General features: G+C 44.7%; 21 protein-coding genes. 18 read left to right on the top strand and 3 right to left on the bottom strand.

Going from position 1 to position 21,983, the window contains the following annotated elements; translation table 11 throughout:
* Positions 1-1,221: a tRNA uracil 4-sulfurtransferase ThiI gene (thiI, locus tag BK126_RS14495; protein ID WP_076313261.1), complete on the top strand. Its 1,221-nt coding sequence runs from the start codon at positions 1-3 to the stop codon at positions 1,219-1,221.
* A gap of 123 nt (positions 1,222-1,344) precedes the next feature.
* Here thiI and BK126_RS14490 read toward each other — a convergent pair whose 3' ends face one another.
* Positions 1,345-2,028, bottom strand: coding sequence for a TerC family protein (locus BK126_RS14490; protein ID WP_076313260.1), 684 nt, complete (start codon positions 2,026-2,028; stop codon positions 1,345-1,347).
* A 147-nt stretch (positions 2,029-2,175) separates the two neighbouring features.
* On the opposite strand from BK126_RS14490, the gene BK126_RS14485 reads away from it, so the two are divergent.
* From BK126_RS14485 to BK126_RS14455, 8 genes are all read left to right on the top strand, one after another.
* Positions 2,176-2,841 (top strand): TerC family protein, encoded by a 666-nt coding sequence (locus BK126_RS14485; RefSeq protein WP_076313259.1) that lies wholly within the window; start codon positions 2,176-2,178, stop codon positions 2,839-2,841.
* Positions 2,842-3,084: 243 nt separating this feature from the next.
* A complete protein-coding gene (locus BK126_RS14480; RefSeq protein WP_076313258.1) occupies positions 3,085-3,585 on the top strand; it encodes a LiaF transmembrane domain-containing protein in 501 nt (166 codons plus the stop codon).
* 263 nt (positions 3,586-3,848) lie between these two features.
* A complete protein-coding gene (gene typA / locus BK126_RS14475; protein WP_076313257.1) occupies positions 3,849-5,690 on the top strand; it encodes a translational GTPase TypA in 1,842 nt (613 codons plus the stop codon).
* Between the two features lie 58 nt (positions 5,691-5,748).
* Positions 5,749-6,051: a YlaH-like family protein gene (locus BK126_RS14470; RefSeq protein WP_076313256.1), complete on the top strand. Its 303-nt coding sequence runs from the start codon at positions 5,749-5,751 to the stop codon at positions 6,049-6,051.
* A 187-nt stretch (positions 6,052-6,238) separates the two neighbouring features.
* The gene (locus BK126_RS14465) at positions 6,239-7,309 is read left to right on the top strand and encodes an LCP family protein (RefSeq protein WP_076313255.1); all 1,071 of its coding nucleotides are present in this window, start codon (positions 6,239-6,241) and stop codon (positions 7,307-7,309) included.
* A gap of 94 nt (positions 7,310-7,403) precedes the next feature.
* On the top strand, positions 7,404-7,529 hold the full coding sequence (locus BK126_RS29840) for a hypothetical protein (protein WP_256209764.1): 126 nt from the start codon (positions 7,404-7,406) through the stop codon (positions 7,527-7,529).
* Positions 7,530-7,683: 154 nt separating this feature from the next.
* The gene (locus BK126_RS14460) at positions 7,684-9,015 is read left to right on the top strand and encodes a PhoH family protein (protein ID WP_076313254.1); all 1,332 of its coding nucleotides are present in this window, start codon (positions 7,684-7,686) and stop codon (positions 9,013-9,015) included.
* Positions 9,016-9,162: 147 nt separating this feature from the next.
* The gene (locus tag BK126_RS14455; protein WP_076313253.1) at positions 9,163-10,467 is read left to right on the top strand and encodes a type 2 periplasmic-binding domain-containing protein; all 1,305 of its coding nucleotides are present in this window, start codon (positions 9,163-9,165) and stop codon (positions 10,465-10,467) included.
* Positions 10,468-10,473: 6 nt separating this feature from the next.
* Here BK126_RS14455 and BK126_RS14450 read toward each other — a convergent pair whose 3' ends face one another.
* Both BK126_RS14450 and BK126_RS14445 read right to left on the bottom strand, forming a co-directional pair.
* Entirely contained in the window at positions 10,474-11,559 is a 1,086-nt protein-coding gene (locus BK126_RS14450; protein ID WP_076313252.1) for a hypothetical protein, read from the bottom strand.
* A 162-nt stretch (positions 11,560-11,721) separates the two neighbouring features.
* The gene (locus BK126_RS14445) at positions 11,722-11,958 is read right to left on the bottom strand and encodes a DUF2626 domain-containing protein (protein WP_047910852.1); all 237 of its coding nucleotides are present in this window, start codon (positions 11,956-11,958) and stop codon (positions 11,722-11,724) included.
* Positions 11,959-12,242: 284 nt separating this feature from the next.
* On the opposite strand from BK126_RS14445, the gene BK126_RS14440 reads away from it, so the two are divergent.
* From BK126_RS14440 to bshC, 9 genes are all read left to right on the top strand, one after another.
* Positions 12,243-12,887 (top strand): RsfA family transcriptional regulator, encoded by a 645-nt coding sequence (locus BK126_RS14440; RefSeq protein ID WP_076313251.1) that lies wholly within the window; start codon positions 12,243-12,245, stop codon positions 12,885-12,887.
* Between the two features lie 148 nt (positions 12,888-13,035).
* A complete protein-coding gene (locus BK126_RS14435; RefSeq protein WP_076313250.1) occupies positions 13,036-13,986 on the top strand; it encodes a ketopantoate reductase family protein in 951 nt (316 codons plus the stop codon).
* Between the two features lie 5 nt (positions 13,987-13,991).
* Positions 13,992-14,378 carry a DUF3397 domain-containing protein gene (locus BK126_RS14430; RefSeq protein WP_256702848.1) on the top strand — a complete coding sequence of 129 codons (387 nt, stop codon included), beginning with the start codon at positions 13,992-13,994 and terminating at the stop codon, positions 14,376-14,378.
* 155 nt (positions 14,379-14,533) lie between these two features.
* Positions 14,534-16,198 (top strand): peptide ABC transporter substrate-binding protein, encoded by a 1,665-nt coding sequence (locus tag BK126_RS14425; protein ID WP_076313249.1) that lies wholly within the window; start codon positions 14,534-14,536, stop codon positions 16,196-16,198.
* A gap of 193 nt (positions 16,199-16,391) precedes the next feature.
* Entirely contained in the window at positions 16,392-17,324 is a 933-nt protein-coding gene (locus BK126_RS14420) for an ABC transporter permease (protein WP_076313542.1), read from the top strand.
* 3 nt (positions 17,325-17,327) lie between these two features.
* A complete protein-coding gene (locus BK126_RS14415; RefSeq protein WP_076313248.1) occupies positions 17,328-18,278 on the top strand; it encodes an ABC transporter permease in 951 nt (316 codons plus the stop codon).
* Between the two features lie 12 nt (positions 18,279-18,290).
* Positions 18,291-19,286, top strand: coding sequence for an ABC transporter ATP-binding protein (locus BK126_RS14410; protein WP_076313247.1), 996 nt, complete (start codon positions 18,291-18,293; stop codon positions 19,284-19,286).
* On the top strand, positions 19,283-20,221 hold the full coding sequence (locus tag BK126_RS14405) for an ABC transporter ATP-binding protein (RefSeq protein ID WP_047910857.1): 939 nt from the start codon (positions 19,283-19,285) through the stop codon (positions 20,219-20,221). The genes BK126_RS14410 and BK126_RS14405 overlap by 4 nt, the downstream gene beginning before the upstream one ends.
* A gap of 125 nt (positions 20,222-20,346) precedes the next feature.
* The gene (gene bshC, locus BK126_RS14400; protein ID WP_076313246.1) at positions 20,347-21,981 is read left to right on the top strand and encodes a bacillithiol biosynthesis cysteine-adding enzyme BshC; all 1,635 of its coding nucleotides are present in this window, start codon (positions 20,347-20,349) and stop codon (positions 21,979-21,981) included.
* Positions 21,982-21,983: the final 2 nt, after the last annotated feature.

Raw genomic sequence — 21,983 nt, 5'->3', positions numbered from 1 at the left:
ATGAAATATGATATGTTATTACTCCGTTTTGGAGAGTTTACACTGAAAGGTAAGAACCGAAAGAGGTTTGAGAGATCCGTAATTAAGCATGTGAAGTCTAAATTAAAGGCCTATCCGGGAACCTCCATTATTGAGGAATATGGGAGAATGTACGTAGACCTTGGAGAGAACGATCACCTTATTATAATGGATAGCTTACGCAAGGTATTCGGGATTGTCTCCATTAGTCCTGTTAAGGTAACCCCATCCGTAGCAGATGAGATCGTGGCAGCCTCCCTTGGTTTTATGGAAGAGCTGGATCCGCAGCAAGGAACGACCTTTAAGGTAAACGCTAGAAGGGTCTGGAAAGCGTTCGAGCATTCTTCTCATGAGACGAACCATTTGGTGGGAGCCCCGATCTTAAGAAAATTCAGTGCGCTTAAAGTGGATGTAAGAAATCCGGATATTGAGCTTAAGATTGAGATTCGCGAGGCGAGAACTTATCTATATTATGAATCTGTTCCTGCCGTCGGAGGCTTTCCCCGTGGTTCTAATGGCAAAGCCATGATGCTGCTATCAGGGGGAATAGATTCACCTGTTGCCGCCTGGTCTTCCATGCGCCGGGGACTAGAGCTGGAAATGGTTCATTTCTTCAGCTTCCCGTTTACAAGTCAAAAAGCAAAAGATAAAGTCATCGAGCTGGCTAGAATTCTTGCTGATCATGCCGGTGAAGTGAAGCTTCATCTGGTTCCTTTTACAGAGGTTCAAACTTCGTTTACGAAAACGGGGCAGGATAATTTGATGATTACACTAATGCGCCGTTCGATGCTTCGAATCGCAACTCAGCTGGCGGAACGGGAAGGGGCACTGGCTATTGTAAGCGGAGATAGCCTTGGTCAAGTAGCCAGCCAGACGCTTGGAAGCATGAATGTCATTGGGAGGGCAACTGATCTTCCATTGTTAAGACCGCTTGTCATGATGGACAAGAGTGAAATAGTAAAGATTGCTGAGGACATCGGTACGTACTCCACTTCGATTTTACCTTATGAAGATTGCTGTACCTTGTTTGTGCCCAAGTCACCGACAACGAATCCGAATTTGCGGATTGTCGAAAAGATTGAAGCCTCTATTCCGGAGCTTCCTGAGTTCATTGCGAGGGCAGTAGAGCAGACTGAGACACTGATACTTCGCAGTAACGACGACACCGCAATGCCTGATTCAATACAGGAAGATTGGTTTTAAGAAGTTTACTTTAATAGAACGAAAAGGCTTATCGCTGATATGATCAGCAATAAGCCTTTTTTTGTTCTTCGATCAGGTTGGTGCTAGAAGCTTGTTCAGAAACAATCTTCACTTGTTCTCGTTTTATGAGTAGGAATGTTCTCTCTTCACATTCTGCTGTTTCCGATAGCCAGCAAACAGAACACCGCCGATGACAAGAACAATAAATAGGATCCGAAGAACGGGATGCGAGATAAAGAAGGTTTCAAATCTTCGTTCCTCCGTAATCATATTTGAGGCTGTGTAAGCGAGTACAGCAGCGCCAATATACATGACCCAAGGGAAACGATCGATGAGCTTGATAAACAAGGTACTGCCCCATACGATGACAGGAACACTGATCAGCAGACCCAAAATAACGAGAATCAGATTTTGCTCTGCTGCGCCAGCAACAGCGATTACATTATCAATCCCCATGGCCGCATCAGCGATGATAATGGTACGTACAGCCGACCATAACGAGCTGCCGGCCTTGATATCGCTATGTTCATCGGCACCTTGATCGGCCAGCAGCTTGTAGGCAATGCCCACGAGCAGCAGCCCGGCAACCAGCAGCAGCCATGGAATTTGCAGCAGCCACAGCACGATGATGGTTGCCAGGATCCGAATCAGAACCGCACCTCCAGTACCATAGACAATGGCTTTCTTCTGAACACTTTGCGGTAAATTACGGGCAGCTAGTCCAATGACGATTGCGTTGTCCCCAGCGAGGATTAAATCAATAAAAACAATTTGTAGCAAGCTGATTAAAAACTGACCGATATCCAATTCTTGTCACTCCTTTACTCTAACCATGATTCCGAATCATCCGATTGCTTAAATCGGAGTTCATTATATTCCTCTGATTTCTCAGCGTCAAGCATAGCTCGGACAACCAGGGCATACATCTAGTGTATGGAGGTGTTTACCCTGTTCATGGATGATATTTGGCTTATAATGCAGATACTTATGATTAACCTTGTTTTAAGCGGCGATAACGCTGTCGTCATTGCTATGGCAAGTCGTAATTTGCCTGAGCAGAGCCGTAATCGAGCAGTATGGTGGGGAGCATTTGGCGCGGTGTTATTAAGATGTATTTTAACCTTTATTGCGGTGCTCATACTTGGTATACCGTTTATACAAGCGGCTGGCGGACTTATGCTACTCTATATTGCGTTTAAATTGTTGTTTGACGAAGATGAGAATGTGAATGTCAAACAATCTACAACTTTATGGAGTGCGGTATACACGATACTCGTCGCTGACTTTGTCATGAGTCTCGACAATGTTCTGGCCATAGCTGCAATCGCAGATGGCGATCTAGCACTCATTGTAATTGGGATCGCGATCAGCATTCCCATTGTTGTATGGGGCAGCGGTATTATTGTTAAGCTGCTTCAGCGCTTTCCGATACTGGTCTTCGCAGGTTCGGGTATATTAGCTTATACGTCCGGCGAGATGGTCCTTCGTGATCCGAAGCTGGGGTTATGGCTCCAAGAGGTTTTTGCAGGCTATGAGACCTTGCTGCCCGCAGTTTGTGTTATATTGGTTATGCTTGGCGGTGCATTTTTCAAAGTGTTAAGATATCGGGTGGATACATAAATAGATGAATCATAAACCGGCAATCGAAGTGGAATGCCGGTTTTTTTGTATTGTTAAGCGTAAGATCAATGAGGAAAGAGCTGGAAATGAATGTTTTTTCAAATATGAAGCATGACAGTAGTTTTTTGCAAAAACATCGGATAAACTAGAAATATATACGCTAATATAGTTCCTAGTGAACGTAGATCTTGAATTGCCTTGGATAGAAGCAGAGATCATCATACAAACGGGGTGAAGTGTGAAGTGAAGGGAAGAAACGAAAGGTTGGTAGGCATCTTTATCGTCATTGCCGGTCTTGTCATCTTACTTGGTCAATTGGGCTTTTTCAGTTTTCTTGGACGAAATTTCTGGCCGCTCATTTTAATCATTCCAGGAATTATTCTCCATCTTTTTTATTTTTTCAGAAATACGAGTGCCGTTATTTTGGTGCCGGCGGGAATTTTGACGGTGTATGGTATTTTCTTCCTCATATGCAGTATTTGGGGATGGCATCTGACCGCAACTCTATGGCCTGTCTTTATAACAGGGGTTGCCCTAGGCTTGTTTGAATATGCTTTGTTTGAATATCCTCGGCCAGCTGTGATCTACAGGACATCCATTATTTTGCTTGCCGTGTCGATCGTGCTCTTGTTCATAACCATGCTCACTACCGGATTCATATATGTCGTCGCTGCTATACTTATCTTTGTGGGAATCTGGCTTATCTTCGGAAGGCCTAAACCGACCCGGCGGCGTTTTCGATAAGCTACTTGATTTTTAACATTTTTCGTCTATAATATAAGGGATATATGTGCGTCGGAGTTATCACCCGGCGCTTCTTTTGTGAGTAAGGTCGTTATATATTACAAGAATCGAACTTTATGGCTTTGTATCGTGAATTTTGATTCAAGAATCAAGCCTCATGACTTCATTATCATGAATTTTGATTCGAGAATCAAATCTCATGGCTTTGCACCATGAACTTGATTCAAATAGAAATGATTTTGGAAAGGATATGGATATAAACCATGCATGTAAGAGAGAATATTCGCAATATTGCGATCATTGCCCACGTTGACCACGGCAAAACAACACTTGTAGACAAACTGCTTCAACAATCCGGAACCTTCCGTGAACATGAGGCCGTACAAGAACGCGCCATGGACTCCAATGATTTGGAACGTGAACGCGGGATTACGATCCTTGCCAAAAATACTGCGATCAATTATAAAGATTTTCTTATCAACATTGTTGATACACCAGGACACGCCGACTTTGGCGGAGAAGTAGAACGGATTATGAAAATGGTTGACGGTGTACTGCTTGTTGTCGATGCGTATGAAGGCTGCATGCCGCAAACGAAGTTTGTACTGCGCAAAGCTCTGGAGCATAACCTGACGCCAATCGTTGTTGTTAACAAAATTGACCGCCCAGCAGCTCGTCCGGCTGAGGTTATTGATGAAGTTCTGGATCTGTTCATTGAGCTCGGTGCTAATGATGAGCAGCTTGACTTCCCGGTTGTATATGCTTCTGCACTTAACGGTACTTCAAGCATGGATCCTGAGAAACAAGATGACAACATGATGAGTCTCTATGAGACGATTGTTGATCACATTCCTCATCCAACAGAAAGTGTTGACGAGCCGCTGCAGTTCCTCGTAACGCTGATGGATTACAATGAATATCTGGGTCGTATTGCAATTGGACGCGTGAACAGAGGCGTTATTCGTCAAGGACAGGCTGTAACAGTTATCCAACGTGACGGCTCCAATAAAACTGCGCGTATTGAGAAATTGTTCGGATTCCAAGGGCTGAAGCGCGTAGAAGTAGCTGAAGCAGGTGCAGGCGATATTGTTGCCATTGCGGGAATTAAGGATATTAATATCGGTGAAACGATAGCTGATCCAGCGAATCCTGAAGCATTGCCGGTTCTTAAGATTGATGAGCCAACGCTTCAAATGACATTCCTTGTTAATAACAGTCCTTTTGCTGGACGCGAAGGTAAATGGGTAACATCCCGCAGACTTCGTGACCGTCTGTTTAAAGAGCTTGAGACGGACGTAAGTCTTCGTGTCGAAGAAACAGACAGCCCAGATGCTTATGTTGTATCCGGCCGTGGTGAGCTTCACCTAGGTATCCTGATTGAGAACATGCGCCGTGAAGGCTATGAACTTGCGGTATCCAAACCGGAAGTTATCATTAAAGAGATTGACGGCAAGAAAATGGAGCCAATTGAGCGCCTAATGATCGATATTCCTGAAGAAAGCATGGGTGCGGTCATGGAAAGCCTGGGTTCCCGTAAAGCCGAAATGGTCAACATGATCAATTCTGGTAACGGCCAGGTTCGTCTTGAGTTCCTGATCCCTGCACGCGGCTTGATTGGATATCGTACGAACTTCTTGACACTGACTCGCGGCTATGGCGTAATGAACAATGCATTTGACAGCTATGGTCCACTCGTTGGCGGTCAAGTTGGTGGACGTCACCAAGGCGTGCTCGTATCCAGTGAGAATGGTACATCAACATTCTATGGTATGATTGGTGTTGAGGACCGTGGTATGTTGTTCCTTGATGTGGGAACGGAAGTTTATGAAGGAATGATCGTTGGTGAACACAATCGTGACAATGACATCGTTGTAAACATCTGTAAGGAGAAACAACTGACTAACGTTCGTTCGGCAACCAAGGACGATACAGTGAAGATGAAGACTCCTATAATCTTCTCCTTGGAGCAAGCTCTGGAGTACTTAAATGATGATGAACTGTGTGAGATCACACCGAAGTCCGTTCGTCTTCGTAAGAAGCTCCTGAATAAGAGTGAGCGTGAGCGTGCGGAGAAGCATCGCAAGATGTCCCAAGCTAATCTATAATATGTAAATAATACGCTTGGAAAAGAGAGCATGTACTTGAAAGGAGCTGAACGCCGCCATGCAGGCATGGTTTGCGTCACACCCGATCGTTAGTTATGTGGTTATATTTGTACTGATTACGTATGTCTACAATAAGGTATTTCGCCCGCAGCAGAAAATGCCGTTACTCAAAGAGATATTACTGTACATTTTGATGGCCATCGGCTCCTTCATGCTGCTCGTTTTCCAAATCGATAAATTGCCGATTATTCAATGCTTGCTTGTCGCAGTAGCACTGATGCTGCTGGTCAGAATCCGTTATTTTGTGGAAGCTCGGCAGAAGAAAAAAACGGAGTCTTCTGGAGAGACAAGTAAAATGTAGCTTTAGTAAAGACAACTTCATATGCACACATTAGAGAGACCGCCCTAATCAGCGGTCTTTCCGTTCTTTTTGGAGCAGTTAAACTCATTTTTTAAGTGGATGATATACCCAGATTTGAAATGCGGCAGCGGTGGCGGTAATATGTAAGAGCAACCATAGAAATGTATAAAGGTGTTGAATTTATAATATGAGTATGGGATCTAACGGATTGCCCCCACGCAATAGAGGCGGCAAGAGCAGCGATAACAACACAGCGCAGACAACGACGAAGAAGAAAGTGAAGAAGAAGAGTCCAGCAAAAACATTTATGAAGTTGGTATTATCTCTCATTGTTATCGGTTTGATCGCAGGTATTGGCTATTTGTACATGGTATTTAATGATGTGATCGACACAGGGAACAATAACCCCGTAGCAGCTGAAGATTCAGCCAAGGTGAAGCCGCAGACGATGCTGATCTTGGGAACGGACTATCGAGAGGAGACAGGCACTCATCTGTCTGACGTCGTGATGGTAGCCTCACTGCATCCGGAGACGAAATCTGCGACGATTGTATCTCTGCCACGTGACACGCTGGTTCAGCTCGAGGGCTATACCGAGAGGAAGCTGAATGAGTTCTATCCTCGCTTCAGAGCTGCGGCGAAAGAATCAGGTATTTCAGCTGAGGAAGAAATGCGGGTTATGCTCGGCAAATACTTGGATGTGGATATTAATTACGTCACCGTGCTGAACTTCAAGGCATTTGAAGAAATCGTAGATGCCTTGGGCGGAGTCGAAGTGAATGTGAATCAGAACATGTGCTATAAGGATACCGCGGATGATACTGATATTAATCTCACTGCGGGTCAACAGACCTTGAACGGTGAAGATGCACTCGGGTATGTACGCTATCGCAAATCAAACTGTGATCCCAAAACGCCGGCTTCCGACGATTTCTCCCGTAACCAGCGTCAAAGCGAAGTTCTGCACTCGTTAATGGATCAAATGAAGTCTCTTGGCGGTGTTACGAAGATTGGTAAAGTCGTGGGTGCTGTCGATGATAACATGACGACCACGGTAGAGAGTGATCAGGTTAAGAATTTCATATCAACCTACTGGAATCTTCCTAAGGATAGTGTAAACTTTGTGCCGGTGACAGGAACATGGAACAGCCCTTATGTATATATTAATCAAGGGGAGTTAGACCAGGCGAAGCAAGCACTAGCTAAGGAGCTGGCAGGCGAGCATACATCTGCAGCTGCTGAAGCTTCGGGGGAATAAAGTATCCGCAAAATATCTATTCAAACTATGGAGAAGTAGTGATATAATGTGGATGTATCCCATAGATGGAAATTCATTAGCGGAGGTCCTGTCTATGTCCAATTATGCTAATCGAATGGAATATCGCTCTCTTCATATGAATATGCTGACAAATGCACTGTTTTGTCATGAATACAAGCCCGGTGAACGCTGTTCACTGGGCTTTTTGTATTTCATGTGATGAACGATGCATATTCCACGGATATTTTCAGGAAATTGTACAATTATTTGCTCCCGGTCGAATACATTTAGATATGGGATACACGATTGTCCTTATCGCTGCCCATAGCTTGCCCTAGCTGTGCTTAAAAGACGCCGCCTTGGAGGGGATACCAATGAAAAAAATTTTTGTGTTGGATACGAATGTGCTGCTTCATGATCCGGGCGCCATTTATGCTTTTGACGAGCATGAAGTTGTAATTCCTGCCGTAGTGCTGGAGGAAATCGACTCCAAAAAGCGTAATGCAGATGAAATAGGGAGAAATGCGAGATATGTCTCGCGTTCATTAGATGGATTAAGGGAGCAGGGACATTTGCACAGTGGGGTACCTTTACCGAATGGTGGAAACTTGAAGGTAGAACTGAACCACCGCAGTTTTATAAGAGTACAGGAGATGTTTGGTGAAGTTACGAATGATAATCGTATACTAGCAGTAGCGCTCAATTATCAGCTGGAGCAGGAGGATAACGAGGAGCCGCGGGACATTGTATTGGTCAGCAAGGATGTACTCGTACGTATCAAGGCAGATGTGCTTGGTCTCAATACACAGGATTATTTGTCTGATCGTACCGCAGATCCAAGCGAATTATATCCGGGGTATACTGCGATTAGAGTCCACCCTTCCGTAATCGATGAATTTTATACGTATCGTTTTCTGCCTATCAAGCCATTGCAGCTAACCTATAATCTGTATCCACACGAATTTATTATATTAAAGGACGAGATGGGCACGGGAAAATCCGCCCTGCTTAAGGTGAATCAGGAGGCTACCAAGCTAGAGCCTTTATATCTCAGCAATGATCCGGTTTGGGGTATTGTCGCACGTAATGCACAGCAGAGAATGGCTTTAGAGCTGCTCTTAAATGATGATATTCCGCTGGTGACAATTACAGGCAAAGCCGGAACAGGGAAAACGCTGCTTGCCCTTGCTGCAGGACTCCTGAAGGTTGAGGATGAACATAAATACAAAAAGCTTCTCATAGCAAGACCGGTGGTCCCAATGGGGAAGGATATTGGTTACCTCCCGGGGGAAAAAGAAGAGAAGCTTCGTCCCTGGATGCAGCCGATCTATGATAATCTGGAGTTTCTGTTCGATACAAAAAAGGCGGGTGACATCGATAAAATACTCATGGGACTCGGCAGTATTCAAGTAGAAGCGCTCACTTACATCCGGGGCAGATCGATTCCTGGACAGTTTATCATTATTGATGAAGCTCAGAATCTATCGAAGCATGAAGTAAAGACTATTGTCTCCCGTGTAGGTGAAGGAAGTAAGATCATTCTGATGGGTGATCCAGAGCAAATTGACCATCCATATCTTGACTCAGCAAGCAACGGCTTAACATATATTGTGGAGCGATTCCGTCAGGAAGGGATCAGCGGACACATTATGCTGGAAAAAGGCGAACGCTCCAAGCTCGCCCAGCTGGCAGCTGATCTCTTGTAGGTCATTTATTTCCCGGAAAAAGAAATATAATGCGAAAAAGAACCGGATCCCATTCCGGTTCTTTTCTGAGTTAATAGGACAAGCGGACTATACATTTGGTACAATAATGGGGAAAGGTTGGATATGTCTAGGGGAGGTACAGAAGCTGTGAAGCGAAGAAACCACTGGATACTCTTTGTCGTGTTATTCTTGTCCTTAACCATATTGTCTCCAAGCTTTGATATATCAAGAGACCCGGTTACAGATGAGGACGATCAGAGCACGGATCCGTTATATCGTCCAGCTCCTCCGGCTCCACAGGAGCAGCAGCCATTGAAAATAGCAGTTTCGATGCAGGAGCAGGATTTTGCCGTTTTTCAGCGCCTCGCTGTAGAGATCGGAAATAAGATTGGCAGTGATGTTGAAGTACATAACATGCAAGAAACGGTTGAGAGTGAGGCGTACGCAGCCATTCGCGAAAGCTATGTACTAGGTGATAGTGCAGACATTACCTTACTGAATAATTACTATATCCGATTGTTTGCCATGCAAGGCTATTTGAGACCCATTACAGGGAATGATCTGAATGGAACGGCTGCTGATCCATTTCCACAGACCATTACAGTAAGTGAATGGAATGGATATCGCTGGGCTGTTCCTCTTGATATTGATCCATATCTCTATGCTGAGGCTCGTAGTGACAACGCGTCGTCACCACCCTTGCAGTCAATGAGCTCAGATGAGGATTGGATGAACCGAATGACCGCATGGTCTGAGACGGATGATAAGCCATTCTTCTTGGATGTGGAGGACCCGCTGGCGTTTGCCTCCTGGCTTGAATTTCGCGGAATCATTCGTCAAACCGAGGAGCCCTTCAATCCTGCTGGGCAGAGCGAACAGATGCAGGCTAGGATTCAAGATCTGGAGACGCTGCTTCCTTATATTGAGACAAACTTCAAGGATTCTGTCTCCGGTCAATTGAACTGGACGTCTGGAATTGTGAAGCTATCTGATATGCTGCCCGAATATCGTGGTGAACTCACGGAGTACATTAATAACGATGTCGAAACACAGGCCCTTACGGTGACAGGACGCAGCTTCGCCATTTCCTCTCGAACAGGGCAAACAGATCTGGCTACGGAATGGATTAAGGCCATGACATCCCCTGAATCCGTACAAGACTGGTTTGAAGAGACTGGGAATCTGCCTATTTATAGATCGCTTTATGAAGAGCTGGAGATGCGGGACATTACAAGAGCGGTTCCTGTTCAGGCTCTGGAACAGAGCCTTGAGACTGCTTATCGCGATGACTTGATGGATTGGAATTTGTTGAATCGTGCACAGCCTCTGATCACACAATTTCTGCGTGGTGACATCTCGGCTGAAGCTTATAATTCGCGTGTTCAATCCTTATTCTCAGAGCAGGAGGGGGATGCAGTGTCTCATGAGTCTGTGCCGGATCCGCAGCAATGATCGGTGTTATTTCAGGGCTAACTCAAGTGTCACTTCAAGCGTCTGATCCTTTGTTGAGACATCGGTTGCCTTAATGAAAGACATTAGCTTTTGCGGGTAAAATCCTAGATCAAATTCCTGCTGAAGCATGCTCCGCGTTGTATCTGGAAGTTCAAATCCGTTAAATACGAGCTTGTCTACATGAAACAGCAGACCGTTAGCCGGCTCATCAATGACGGTATAATGACCTTGTACAGCAAGCTCAAGATTGTCTCTTTTTCCACTGGCAATGATATAATCATCCGTAAATTCGAAGGCGAAATCGTTGAATATTTCATTCTCCGTTCTCAGAAAATCGTTTAATTGCTCTTCATTGATTCGGATCGAATAGGTACGGCCATTGGTTGATATGATGCCTTTCTCCTGCTGGACAAAATTGGGCAGATTATTCATAGCGGAGGCAAGTGCGCCGAAGTACCGCTTCACCTCATGAATGCCTACATTGCTCCAGTAAGTATTGAGCTCCTCCATCAGCTTCTCCATCAGCTCCCGGTTATCACTGCTTGCCAGCGTATTCTCAACCTCCTGCTCCAGCAAGAGGACTCTTTCCCGTTGATTCTGCAAATTTTGTTTAAGCAGACGAAGCTCTGCATCATTCTGATCTAGTTTAACCGTCATTTCTTCAAATTCCTGCTGCCTCGAATGATATGCATGAAGCACCTCTTGATCTCTGCCTATTATAATCTCATAATAGCCTGCCAGAATTTGAATAGAGCGCAGCGACTTTGCCTTTAAAAAAACATGCAGCAATTGATCTCGTTCCCCCATATAATAGGATCTCACAATAGATGCCGCACGGTCCTGATGATCTTTCATTTCTTCCTTATGTACAGACATTTGGGTTTCTAGTGATGACCGCCTCTCTTCAATTTGCTGCTGCTGTTCTTCTATACGTTCAATTTCGTGATCAATCTCAACGATAGACAGGCTGTTCTGCAGAACATCTCTCGTATTCTCGTCCATAGCAGGTTCAGCCTGAATAGGGGAGATATGAAGAAAGAACAATAGAATAGAACAACAGATGGTCACATAATATGTAGAACGATTTCTCATCTCATATATTTCCTCCCTATAGCTTGTACAAGTAAATGGGAACTGAATAATGACAAACTTTCTATATCATATACTTAAAACATACATATGAAAAAGAAAACAAATAAAGAACGGACCAGCTTAACTTCGCTGATCCGTTCTTTATTTTGCTTAAAAGATGTGCTATAGAGGTTTGCCCATTTCGAATACAGTCCAGTAGCTAAAGCCTGAAAAGGTGATAATCATGTAAGCCCAGAACAATAAAATATATGTTCTCTCCGTGAATTTCAAATAACCGAGAATTACGAAAAAAGCGGTTTGAAGGAAAAATAATAGTGCCATCTCCAACATATCACCTGCAAAGGCCATAAGACCAATCGTTAGAGTGAAAAATCCCAGTACACGAAACATGCGCGCCACGATGACTTACCCCCTCTCTTAGGAACGCTCGTCTAATTGCTAAGTAACATTATAGCGGTTAAGGAAAATGATGTAAATAAAAAATGGATATGAAAGCGAAATCTTTTAGGGTATGTCCAGGGAGCAATTTGGAAATACATTTTAGTATGAAATAGATTCTATGAACTCTATGAAGGGCATAAGAATGATTAAAGCTGAATTTTATAACCGGCTTCTCATCTCATAGCTTGATGCATGCTGAGAGGTGGAGCTGTGATTATGGATGTCGTTAGGAGGTTTATAGCATGACTGCTGTTAGACAGGATGCTTGGAGCGCGGAGGATGATTTGATCCTGGCTGATGTTACCCTTCGCCATATCCGGGAAGGAAGTACTCAGCTTGCTGCTTTTGAGGAAGTTGGTGAAAAAATCGGTAGAACTTCGGCCGCGTGCGGTTTTCGCTGGAACAGTTTTGTTCGTAAAAAGTATGATGAAGCGATAGGCATTGCCAAGGCTCAGCGCCAAAAGCGAAGCTATTCGAGAAGACATGCTGCAGTTCAGCCTCAAGTTGCAGCATTATCGGTAACGGAAACCGATGAGCTTATGTACAGAACAGAGGGATTCTCTGAGGAAACCTTGTCTATTGATGCGGTGATCCGCTTCTTAAGACAGTGGAAGGGTATGGTTCAAGAGAATTCTAGACAATTGAAGCTTATCGAGAAGGAACTGCGTGAAAAAGAAGAAGAATTGAACGAGCTTCGATTCGAGAATGATCGCTTATCCAAGCAAGTTAGTGAAGTACAAACCGATTATCGGGTAGTAAACGATGATTATAAAGCGCTCATTCAAATTATGGATCGTGCCAGAAGACTCGCCTTTTTGTCTGAGGAAGATGAAGAGAAAACGCGGTTCAAAATGGATGCTAACGGCAACCTGGAACGAATTGAATAAACTCGAATACACAGTAACAATTCTAGATTAGAGATTACGGAACTATAAAGCCTGTTTGACCGCGTTATGCGTGGTCAGATGGGCTTTTGTCATATGCTCCTAACTAATATATAGTAAGAGAGAAAGGTTTATTGGAGGTGTACATAATTTGATTATTGATGTCATCGGTGCGGGATCACTTGGTCTAATGTATGGAGGGGCCCTCATATATGCTGGAGAAGAAGTAAGGTTTTGGACTAGAACAAGTGAACAGGCTGCACAATTACTTGAAGCGGGGATGAAGATAAATCAGCCCGATGGACAAGTATGGAGGGTACAAGCGGGAAGCTTTGAAGCGAGAGACATTGCATCCCTGCCAGAAGTATGGAACCAGAAGCCTGGACATATGATCATGCTCATGTCGAAGCAAGGGGGCATTCAGGAGATAATGGAGATCCTGACAAAGGTCAGGAAGCTGGATGCCGCTTTATTTTGTTTTCAGAATGGAACAGGTCATATCCCTGTCATTGCCAAAGCGTTTCCTTCCACCCGGGTATATGCTGCAATTACAACAGAAGGAGCCAAACGAATTGAAGAGATTGAAGTGACAAGGGCTGGTTACGGCGAGACGCAGATCGGCTCTTCGCAACACGCAGGAAAGCCTATTAAAGCAGAGATAGACACTTTAGTCGATAAATTGAATAAAGCAGGATTTGATACGAAATCGTCGAATGAAATCGATAGATTGATTTATCGGAAGTTAGTCATAAATGCGGTAATTAATCCACTGACTGCTCTATGGAGAATACCCAATGGGGAATTGCTGACAAGCCGAGAGAGAAGGAATGCAATGAAGCAGCTCTACAGAGAGGCTGTGGCTGTCTATGCTGCCCATCAGATTGAATATGATACGGATCTGTGGGAACAAGTTGTTGCTGTTTGTCAATCGACCTCGAGCAACTGGTCTTCCATGTGCATGGACGTCCTCCATGGCAGGACGACGGAGATCGCTGCTATTAATGGTAGTATTGTCGCTATGGCAGAAGATGCGGGAATGCATGCGGAAGCTCATCAGCTTGTATGTTTACTTATTGAGGGGATGCCACTAAGGGAGGGGTAAAGGAATTGAACGTTATCGGATCATTTCTTGTTGTACTTAGCATGCTTCCGTTTTTTCCTTTTTTGATCGTGTACTACGGAATGGTTTATTTCAAGAAGCCGAAGAAGACGGCGCTTCATACGGCAATGGATGTGACGACCATCTTTTTGATTGCAGCAGTTGCTGCTTTGTTCAACAGCACCTTTAATTTGAGTTTTGGCTTTTATCTGATCTTGCTGGTGATGCTGATCTCCCTGGGTTTAATTGGTAGTGCGCAAACACGTTTAAAGGGGAAGATTAACTATAGAAGAATGATAAGAGCCGTTTGGCGCATGGCTTTTGTCGTAATGGGGTTTAGCTACATAGTACTTTTAGCCTTTGGATTATTCAGCTACATAATAGATTTCATGTAAGAAAACATAACGTAAATTGTGTGCAAATTGTGTCGAATGTGTCGAATGGTGAAAAAAAGTCTTGTTTCAGAAAAAGTTATGTAGATTTTTTTGACCGCTGGTTGTATAATCTATAAACATATATACCACATCATCTTTTTAGGGGGAAATGCTTGATGAAAAGGAAGAGTTTGTTAGTCCTTTTGACGCTAGTTCTTGCATTTGGTTCCGTACTTGCAGCGTGCGGTTCTGACAATAGCAATGAAGGCAGTCAATCTGGTGAAGGTAATGCACCAGCAGAACAGGTTTTGAACATTAATTTGAGTGCTGAACCGCCGACTTTTGACCCGGCACAGGCTCAAGACAGCCAGACTAACACGGTATTGAAGCTTATGTATGAAGGCCTAGTTCGTATGGGCGAAGATGGTAACCCGGTTCCAGGTGTTGCGGAATCTTGGGAAGTTTCTGAAGATGGCAAAGAATACGTCTTCACACTTCGTGAAGATGCGAAATGGAGCAATGGCGATCCAGTAACAGCAAACGATTTCGTGTTCGCTTGGAAGCGCGTCCTTGATCCAGCTTCTACACCAGCTCCACCTTATGCTTACCAGCTGTACTACATCGAGAATGCAGAACAATTCAACACTGGCGAAATTACAGATTTCTCCCAAGTCGGCGTTGAAGCAGTAGACGAGAAGACTTTGAAAGTAAAATTGGTTAACCCAACTCCTTACTTCCTGGGTCTGACTTCCTTCTACACTTACTACCCAGTTCATTCCTCTGTTGATGGCAATGACAAATGGGCGACGAACAAAGATTCGATGGTTGTTAACGGACCATTCACACTGACTGAATGGACAACTGGTCAAAAGATTCAAGTTACGAAGAACGAACAATATTGGGACAAAGCGAACATTAACCTTGCTCGCGTAGATATGTCCTTGACAAACAGCGGTGCGACTGAACTTTCTTCTTATAGAAATGGTGAAATCGATTACGCTGGTGCACCTAACGGTGAGATCCCTACAGATCAAATTAAAGGTGTTCAAAGTGAACTTCCTGACGAATTTAATGTAAAAGGTATCGCTAGTACGTACTACTATATGTTTAACGTAACAGCTGAGCCTTTCCAAAATGCTAAAATCCGTAAAGCCTTTGCAATGTCTATCAATCGTCAAGCGATCGTTGACAACGTAACTCTTGGCGGACAGCTGCCAGCATTTGGATTCGTACCTCCAGGTATCAAAGGTGCTTCTGAAGAATTCCGTACTGAAGTTGAAGATGCATACTTTGAGGAGAATGCTGAAGAAGCAAAACGCTTGCTTGATGAAGGTATGAAGGAAGAGGGCTACACTACACTTCCTAAAGTTACGCTGATCTACAACTCCAGTGAAGCTCACCAAAAATTGGCTGTAGCCGTAGCGGATATGTGGAAAAATGCTCTTGGCGTAGAAGTTGCCACTCAGAACCAAGAGTGGGGTGTGTTCCTTGAAACTCGTAAGAACCTGAACTATCAAGTAGCACGTGCTGGCTGGTCTGCTGACTACAATGATCCGATGACATTCATGGATATGTGGACTACTGGCAATGGTAACAATGATTCCGGTTATGCAAACCCTGAGTACGATGCGCTTATCAAACAAGCCGCTGTAGAGCAAGATGCAGCTAAACGTAATGATCTCTTTGCTCAAGCTGAGAAAATGCTCGTTGAAGAGGATATGGTCATTGCACCGTTGTACTACTATACAAATGTTTCTTTAACTAAGCCTTACCTTAAAGGCGTTAGCCTTGATTTCAGTGGAGCCATTGACTTCACTAGAGCTTCTGTTGAGGGTAAGTAAGGATATAACTGTATAGAAGCTTCGGGATATATATGCGGGCTAACCCTTATATATCCCGATTTTTTTGTATGTCGTTCATATTTGGTAAGTAATAGTAAAATTCGCAAATAACTAGAATAGATTTCAATCTCTAGTTTTTATAAAATTGTACTTGTACGACTGTTATTTTAATTTGCGGGGGGTGTCCATGATCATGATAAGATACGTGATCAATAGGCTGATTTTCATGCTGATATCTCTATTTATTCTCATCTCCGCTACGTTCTTCCTGATGAAGGCGATTCCGGGTAACCCGTTTATGAGTGAGAAGGCGACATCACCTGAAATTCAAGCCAGACTTATGGAGCAATATGGTCTCGATAAGCCGGTGTTCGTGCAATATATTGATTATCTCGGAAATATAATTACAGGAGATTTGGGGATCTCCATGAAGCGACTAAACCAAGATGTGGCCGAAATTATTGGTCAAACCTTTGGCGTGTCATTGAAGCTTGGACTTGTTGCTATCGTTGTCGCTGTAGTTGTAGGTATTCTGCTTGGAATGGTGGCAGCAATGAACCATCGCAAGCTGATCGACAACGTGGCTATGGTGCTTGCGGTTATTGGAATCGCGGTCCCGAGCTTCGTGCTGGCATCACTCCTGCAATTTTATCTGGCCCAAGAGCTTGGATTGTTCAAAGTAATGGGGCTGAACGGTCCGCTCGATTATGTTCTGCCGGTTGCGGCGCTCTCAGCCCAGCCTATTGCATACATTGCGCGTTTGACACGCTCCAACATGCTTGAAGTATTGCACGCTGATTATATCAAAACGGCCAAAGCCAAAGGCTTAAACAGCTTCACCATTATGTTCAGACACATTATTCGTAATGCGATCATGCCTGTTGTAACTTATATTGGACCAATGACGGCTAACGTAGTTACAGGTTCTGTTGTTATCGAGCGCGTATTCGGTATCGGCGGTATCGGTAAAGTATTCGTTGAGAGTATTACGACGCGTGATTATACCATGATTATGGGGATCACCATATTCTATGGCATTATTCTAATGCTGGCTCGTTTCCTGACGGACATTGCATATGTTCTTATCGATCCACGCATCAAACTTTCGAATGGAAAGGAGGGCTAGGTAGTGTCTGCAAATCAATCTAGCATCGATCCAAACAACACTCAGCTTACACCTGAAGATTTTAGAAGAATCGGGACGGATGAGAAGCAAGCAGAGGTCATTCAGCGTCAAAGTGTGTCAGCTATGCGCGATGCATGGGAGCGGCTTCTTAAAAATAAGCTCGCAATGACCAGCCTAGTCATCCTCGTGATCATTATTATTATGTCGATTGTTGCACCATTAATGTCCAGCTACGACTATCAAACCAATGATCTGATGAATGCCAATCAGCCTCCTTCCAAAGAGCATTGGTTCGGAACAGACGATCTTGGCCGCGATATGTGGGTACGTACCTGGTCAGGTGCGCAGATCTCGCTCATTATCGGTTTTGCAGCTGCCTTGATTGACCTTTGTATTGGGGTTATCTACGGCGGAATCATGGGCTTCTACGGTGGACGTGTCGGAGAAATCATGAATAAATTCTCTGAAATTCTGTATGCCATTCCTTACCTGCTCGTTACTATTTTGCTGCTTGTCGTGCTGGAACCAAGCGTTGCCACGATTATTATCGCCCTATGTATAACCGGCTGGATTAACATGGCCTGGATCGTACGGGGCGAAATTATGCAGCTCAAGAACAGAGAGTTCGTACTTGCTTCCAAATCCATGGGTGCAAACTCGTCTCGCCTTATCTTCAAACACTTGCTGCCCAATGCAGTAGGACCAATCATCGTAACACTGACTCTGTCTGTACCGAGTGCGATCTTCAGTGAGGCGTTCCTCAGCTTCCTTGGTCTGGGTGTACAAGCGCCTAGAGCGTCCCTGGGTTCCATGATCGAGAACGCACTTACAGGATGGATGTATTACCCTTGGCGGATGTTGTTCCCAGCAGGTCTGATCAGCTTAATTATGCTAGCGTTCAACCTCTTCGGTGACGGACTCCGTGACGCACTTGATCCAAAACTGAAAAAATAGGAGGTGGACATAATGGATCCGTTGTTGCAGGTTAAAGATCTTAACGTTTCATTTAAAGTAAGAGACGGCGAGGTAAAGGCCGTACGCGGCATGAATTTTGAAATCGGCAAGGGTGAGACGGTTGCGATTGTCGGTGAATCCGGTAGTGGTAAGAGTGTAACAGCCCAAACCATTATGCGTTTGATTCCTTCTCCACCGTCCATCATTAATAAAGGTGAAATTATTTTCCAAGGACAGGATTTGCTGAAGAAGACCAACAAGCAAATGGAATCCATTCGTGGTAAAGATATCGGCATGATCTTCCAAGATCCGATGACTTCCCTGAACCCTACCATCAAGATCGGTAAACAGATAACTGAAGTATTGATTAAGCATCAGAACATGTCCAAGGATGATGCGGCTAAAGAAGCGGTCAAAATGCTCAAGATGGTCGGCATCAAAAATGCGGAAGAGCGCTTTAATCAATATCCACACGAATTCTCAGGCGGTATGCGTCAACGTGCGATGATCGCGATTGCGCTCGCTTGTAAGCCGGCCCTGCTGATCGCCGATGAGCCGACAACGGCTCTAGATGTAACGATCCAGGCCCAAATCATGGATGTTATGAAGGAAATGCAGGAGCAGCTTGGCACTTCAATTATCCTGATTACGCATGATCTTGGCGTAGTCGCTGGTATTGCAGACCGTGTTATTGTTATGTATGCTGGAGAAGTAGTAGAAACAGGTACGAAATACGAGATTTTCAAAAATCCGCAGCATCCATATACAAAAGGTTTGATGCGTTCCATGCCTCGTCTTGATCAGAAGAAGGACGAGCCGCTCATTCCGATCGTGGGTACACCGCCGGATCTGATCAAGCCGCCGCTCGGCTGCCCGTTTGCAGCACGTTGTGATCGTGCAATGAGCATCTGCGAGCGCATTGATCCGGGTGCTACGGTATTCAGCGACACGCATATGGCACGTTGCTGGGAGCTGCATCCTATGGCGAAGGAGGTACATTCTTCATGAGCAAGAACTTGATTGAGGTTGAAGGTCTTAAGAAATACTTTAATGTAGGGAAGAATCGTACGCTCAAAGCCGTAGATAATCTTAACTTTTATATTCGTGAAGGTGAGACGCTTGGAATGGTAGGGGAATCCGGCTGTGGTAAATCTACGGCTGGACGTACAATCCTTCGATTGTATGAGCCTACTGCAGGCAGTGTGCGCTTTAACGGGACAGATATCTACAAGCTCTCACCGAACAAGATGAAAGCGATGCGCCGGGACATGCAGATGATCTTCCAGGATCCTTATGCATCACTCAATCCGCGTTTTACGGTTTCTGATATTATTGGTGAAGCTCTGGATATTCACAAAATGGCTGGAAGCAGCTTGGAGCGCAAGAAACGGATTGAGGAGCTGCTTGATCTCGTTGGACTGAATGCAGACCATGCGAACCGTTATCCGCATGAATTCTCCGGCGGTCAGCGTCAGCGGATCGGGATTGCCCGCGCGCTTGCGGTAAATCCTAAATTCATCATTTGTGATGAGCCGATTTCAGCACTTGACGTATCCATCCAGGCACAGGTGGTTAACCTTCTGAAGGATCTTCAGAATCGTTTGGGCCTGACGTACTTGTTCATTGCCCATGACCTCTCTATGGTTAAGCACATCAGTGACCGGGTTGCTGTTATGTACATGGGTAAAATGGTAGAGCTTGCGGACAGCGAAGAGCTGTATGCCAATCCGATCCATCCTTACACCAAAATGCTTCTATCTGCGATTCCAATTCCGGATCCGGACATTGAAGCGAATAAAAAGCGTATTATTATGCCTGAGGACAATTCCGGTCCAATCAGTTCGGGCAACGAGGGAGAGGCAGCGAAGAGCGCCTTTAACCTGGATAATGCGAAGCTGATCGAAGTATCCAAAGGCCATTTTGTGGCTGAGCCTTACGCTTGATCGAAATATGTAGTTTAGTGCCGCCGATGTTACATCGGCGGTTTTTTATATAATTATTACTTTGACGGAATATAAAGCATTCGGTACAATCGAATAAGGCTTTAAATGAATAGGAGGATGACCTCATGAATCTAATTCCTGAGGCGCTGCGTAGTGGATCACCTCTGGCGGAACATTATTTGCGTTACGATGAAGCCGTGCATCATTTGTACGAATATAATTTTCGCGACGTTTCCAGCTACATAGCGCGTGCCGAGTGGCTTGATCGAACCGGAGACACACGAGTAGACCGACAGGCTATTGTTAATTGCCTGCGTATATATAATGAAAATCGAAATCCCCACCCTGCAGTGAAGGCATCTCTCAACAGGCTGGCACAGGAGAACGCTTTGGTCGTTACCGGGGGACAGCAGAGCGGATTGTTCACCGGCTCTTTGCTTGTCATATACAAGGCAGCAACGATTATTAAAGCAGCCAAGATGGCAGAAGAGAAGCTTGGACGACCTGTCGTGCCCATATTCTGGATTGCGGGTGAGGACCACGATTGGGATGAGGTAGACCATACTTACTTGATGAGTTCAGATCTCTCAGTAACCAAAGTCAAAATGCCCGGCAAATATGAAGGGCGTTCTTCCGTGAGTGACGTTGTCGTAGAAAAGGAGCATTGGATTGCCGCTATTCATGAGCTGGAAGAGCTGCTGCCTGATTCGGAGAACAAGCCGCAGCTCATCGCTTCTATAAAAGAAGCAGTTCAGGACGAACATATCAGCCTGAGTGATGTGTTTGCCAAATTACTCGGGCAATTATTCGGTTCCTATGGACTTGTCCTTATGGACTCGGCAGATCCAGAGCTAAGAAGGCTCGAAGTGCCTGTGTTCGAACGTATTATCGAAGATAACGACATGCTTGAGCAGTGTTACCACGAATCTTCCGGCCGAGTTGTAACAAGCGGCTTCACAATGCAGGCCGATGTCGCCTCCGGAGGAGCCAATTTATTCTACATCCATGAGGGATCGAGATTGCTGCTGTTCAAGGAAGATGGTAGATTTGTCGATCGCAAAGGGTATGTCTCTTTTTCCAAAACAGAGCTGCTTGAAATTCTCCATCAGCATCCGGAGCGCTTTAGCAACAATGTTCTGACCCGGCCCTTAATGCAGGATTCTCTATTCCCGGTGCTGTCTACGGTACTCGGGCATGCCGAGATTGCGTATTGGGCGCTGACCAAAGATGCCTTTCACCGAATGGGTCTTCGTATGCCAATACTCATGCCGCGTTTGTCATATACGATTTTGGATCATCATATACAGAAGCTGATGGATAAATACGATTTGAATTTTGCCGATATCCAGTTCACTTTTGATGAGAAGAAAGAAGCCTGGCTGCTCAGCTTGGATGAATTTGATGTAAATGGACAGTTTGAAGATCTAAAGACTTCTTTCCACAAGCTGTATGCGCCATTGATTGAACAGCTCGGTCAGCTGGAGTCGGGACTAGGTCGTCTAGGAATGACTAACAGTGAGAAAATAGAAGAACAGATTGAATATATGCAAAAAAGAACGAAGCAGGCCATCGCACAGCGACATGATGCTTCCCTTAAACAATGGGATTGTATAGAGAGATCGCTTTTCCCTTCTAAACGGCCACAGGAAAGAGTCTATAATGTTTACTATTACCTTAACCGGTATGGAACGGGCTGGTTGAAGGAATTAATGGAGGTTCCTGCTGATATGAGCGGCAACCATCATATTCTGTATATATAATT

Source organism: Paenibacillus sp. FSL H7-0326, from assembly GCF_001955535.1.
GTDB classification, from domain to species: Bacteria; Bacillota; Bacilli; order Paenibacillales; family Paenibacillaceae; genus Paenibacillus; species Paenibacillus shunpengii.
The sequence above is the reverse complement of the archived record's forward strand: the minus strand, read 5'-3'. Positions and strand labels throughout refer to the sequence as shown.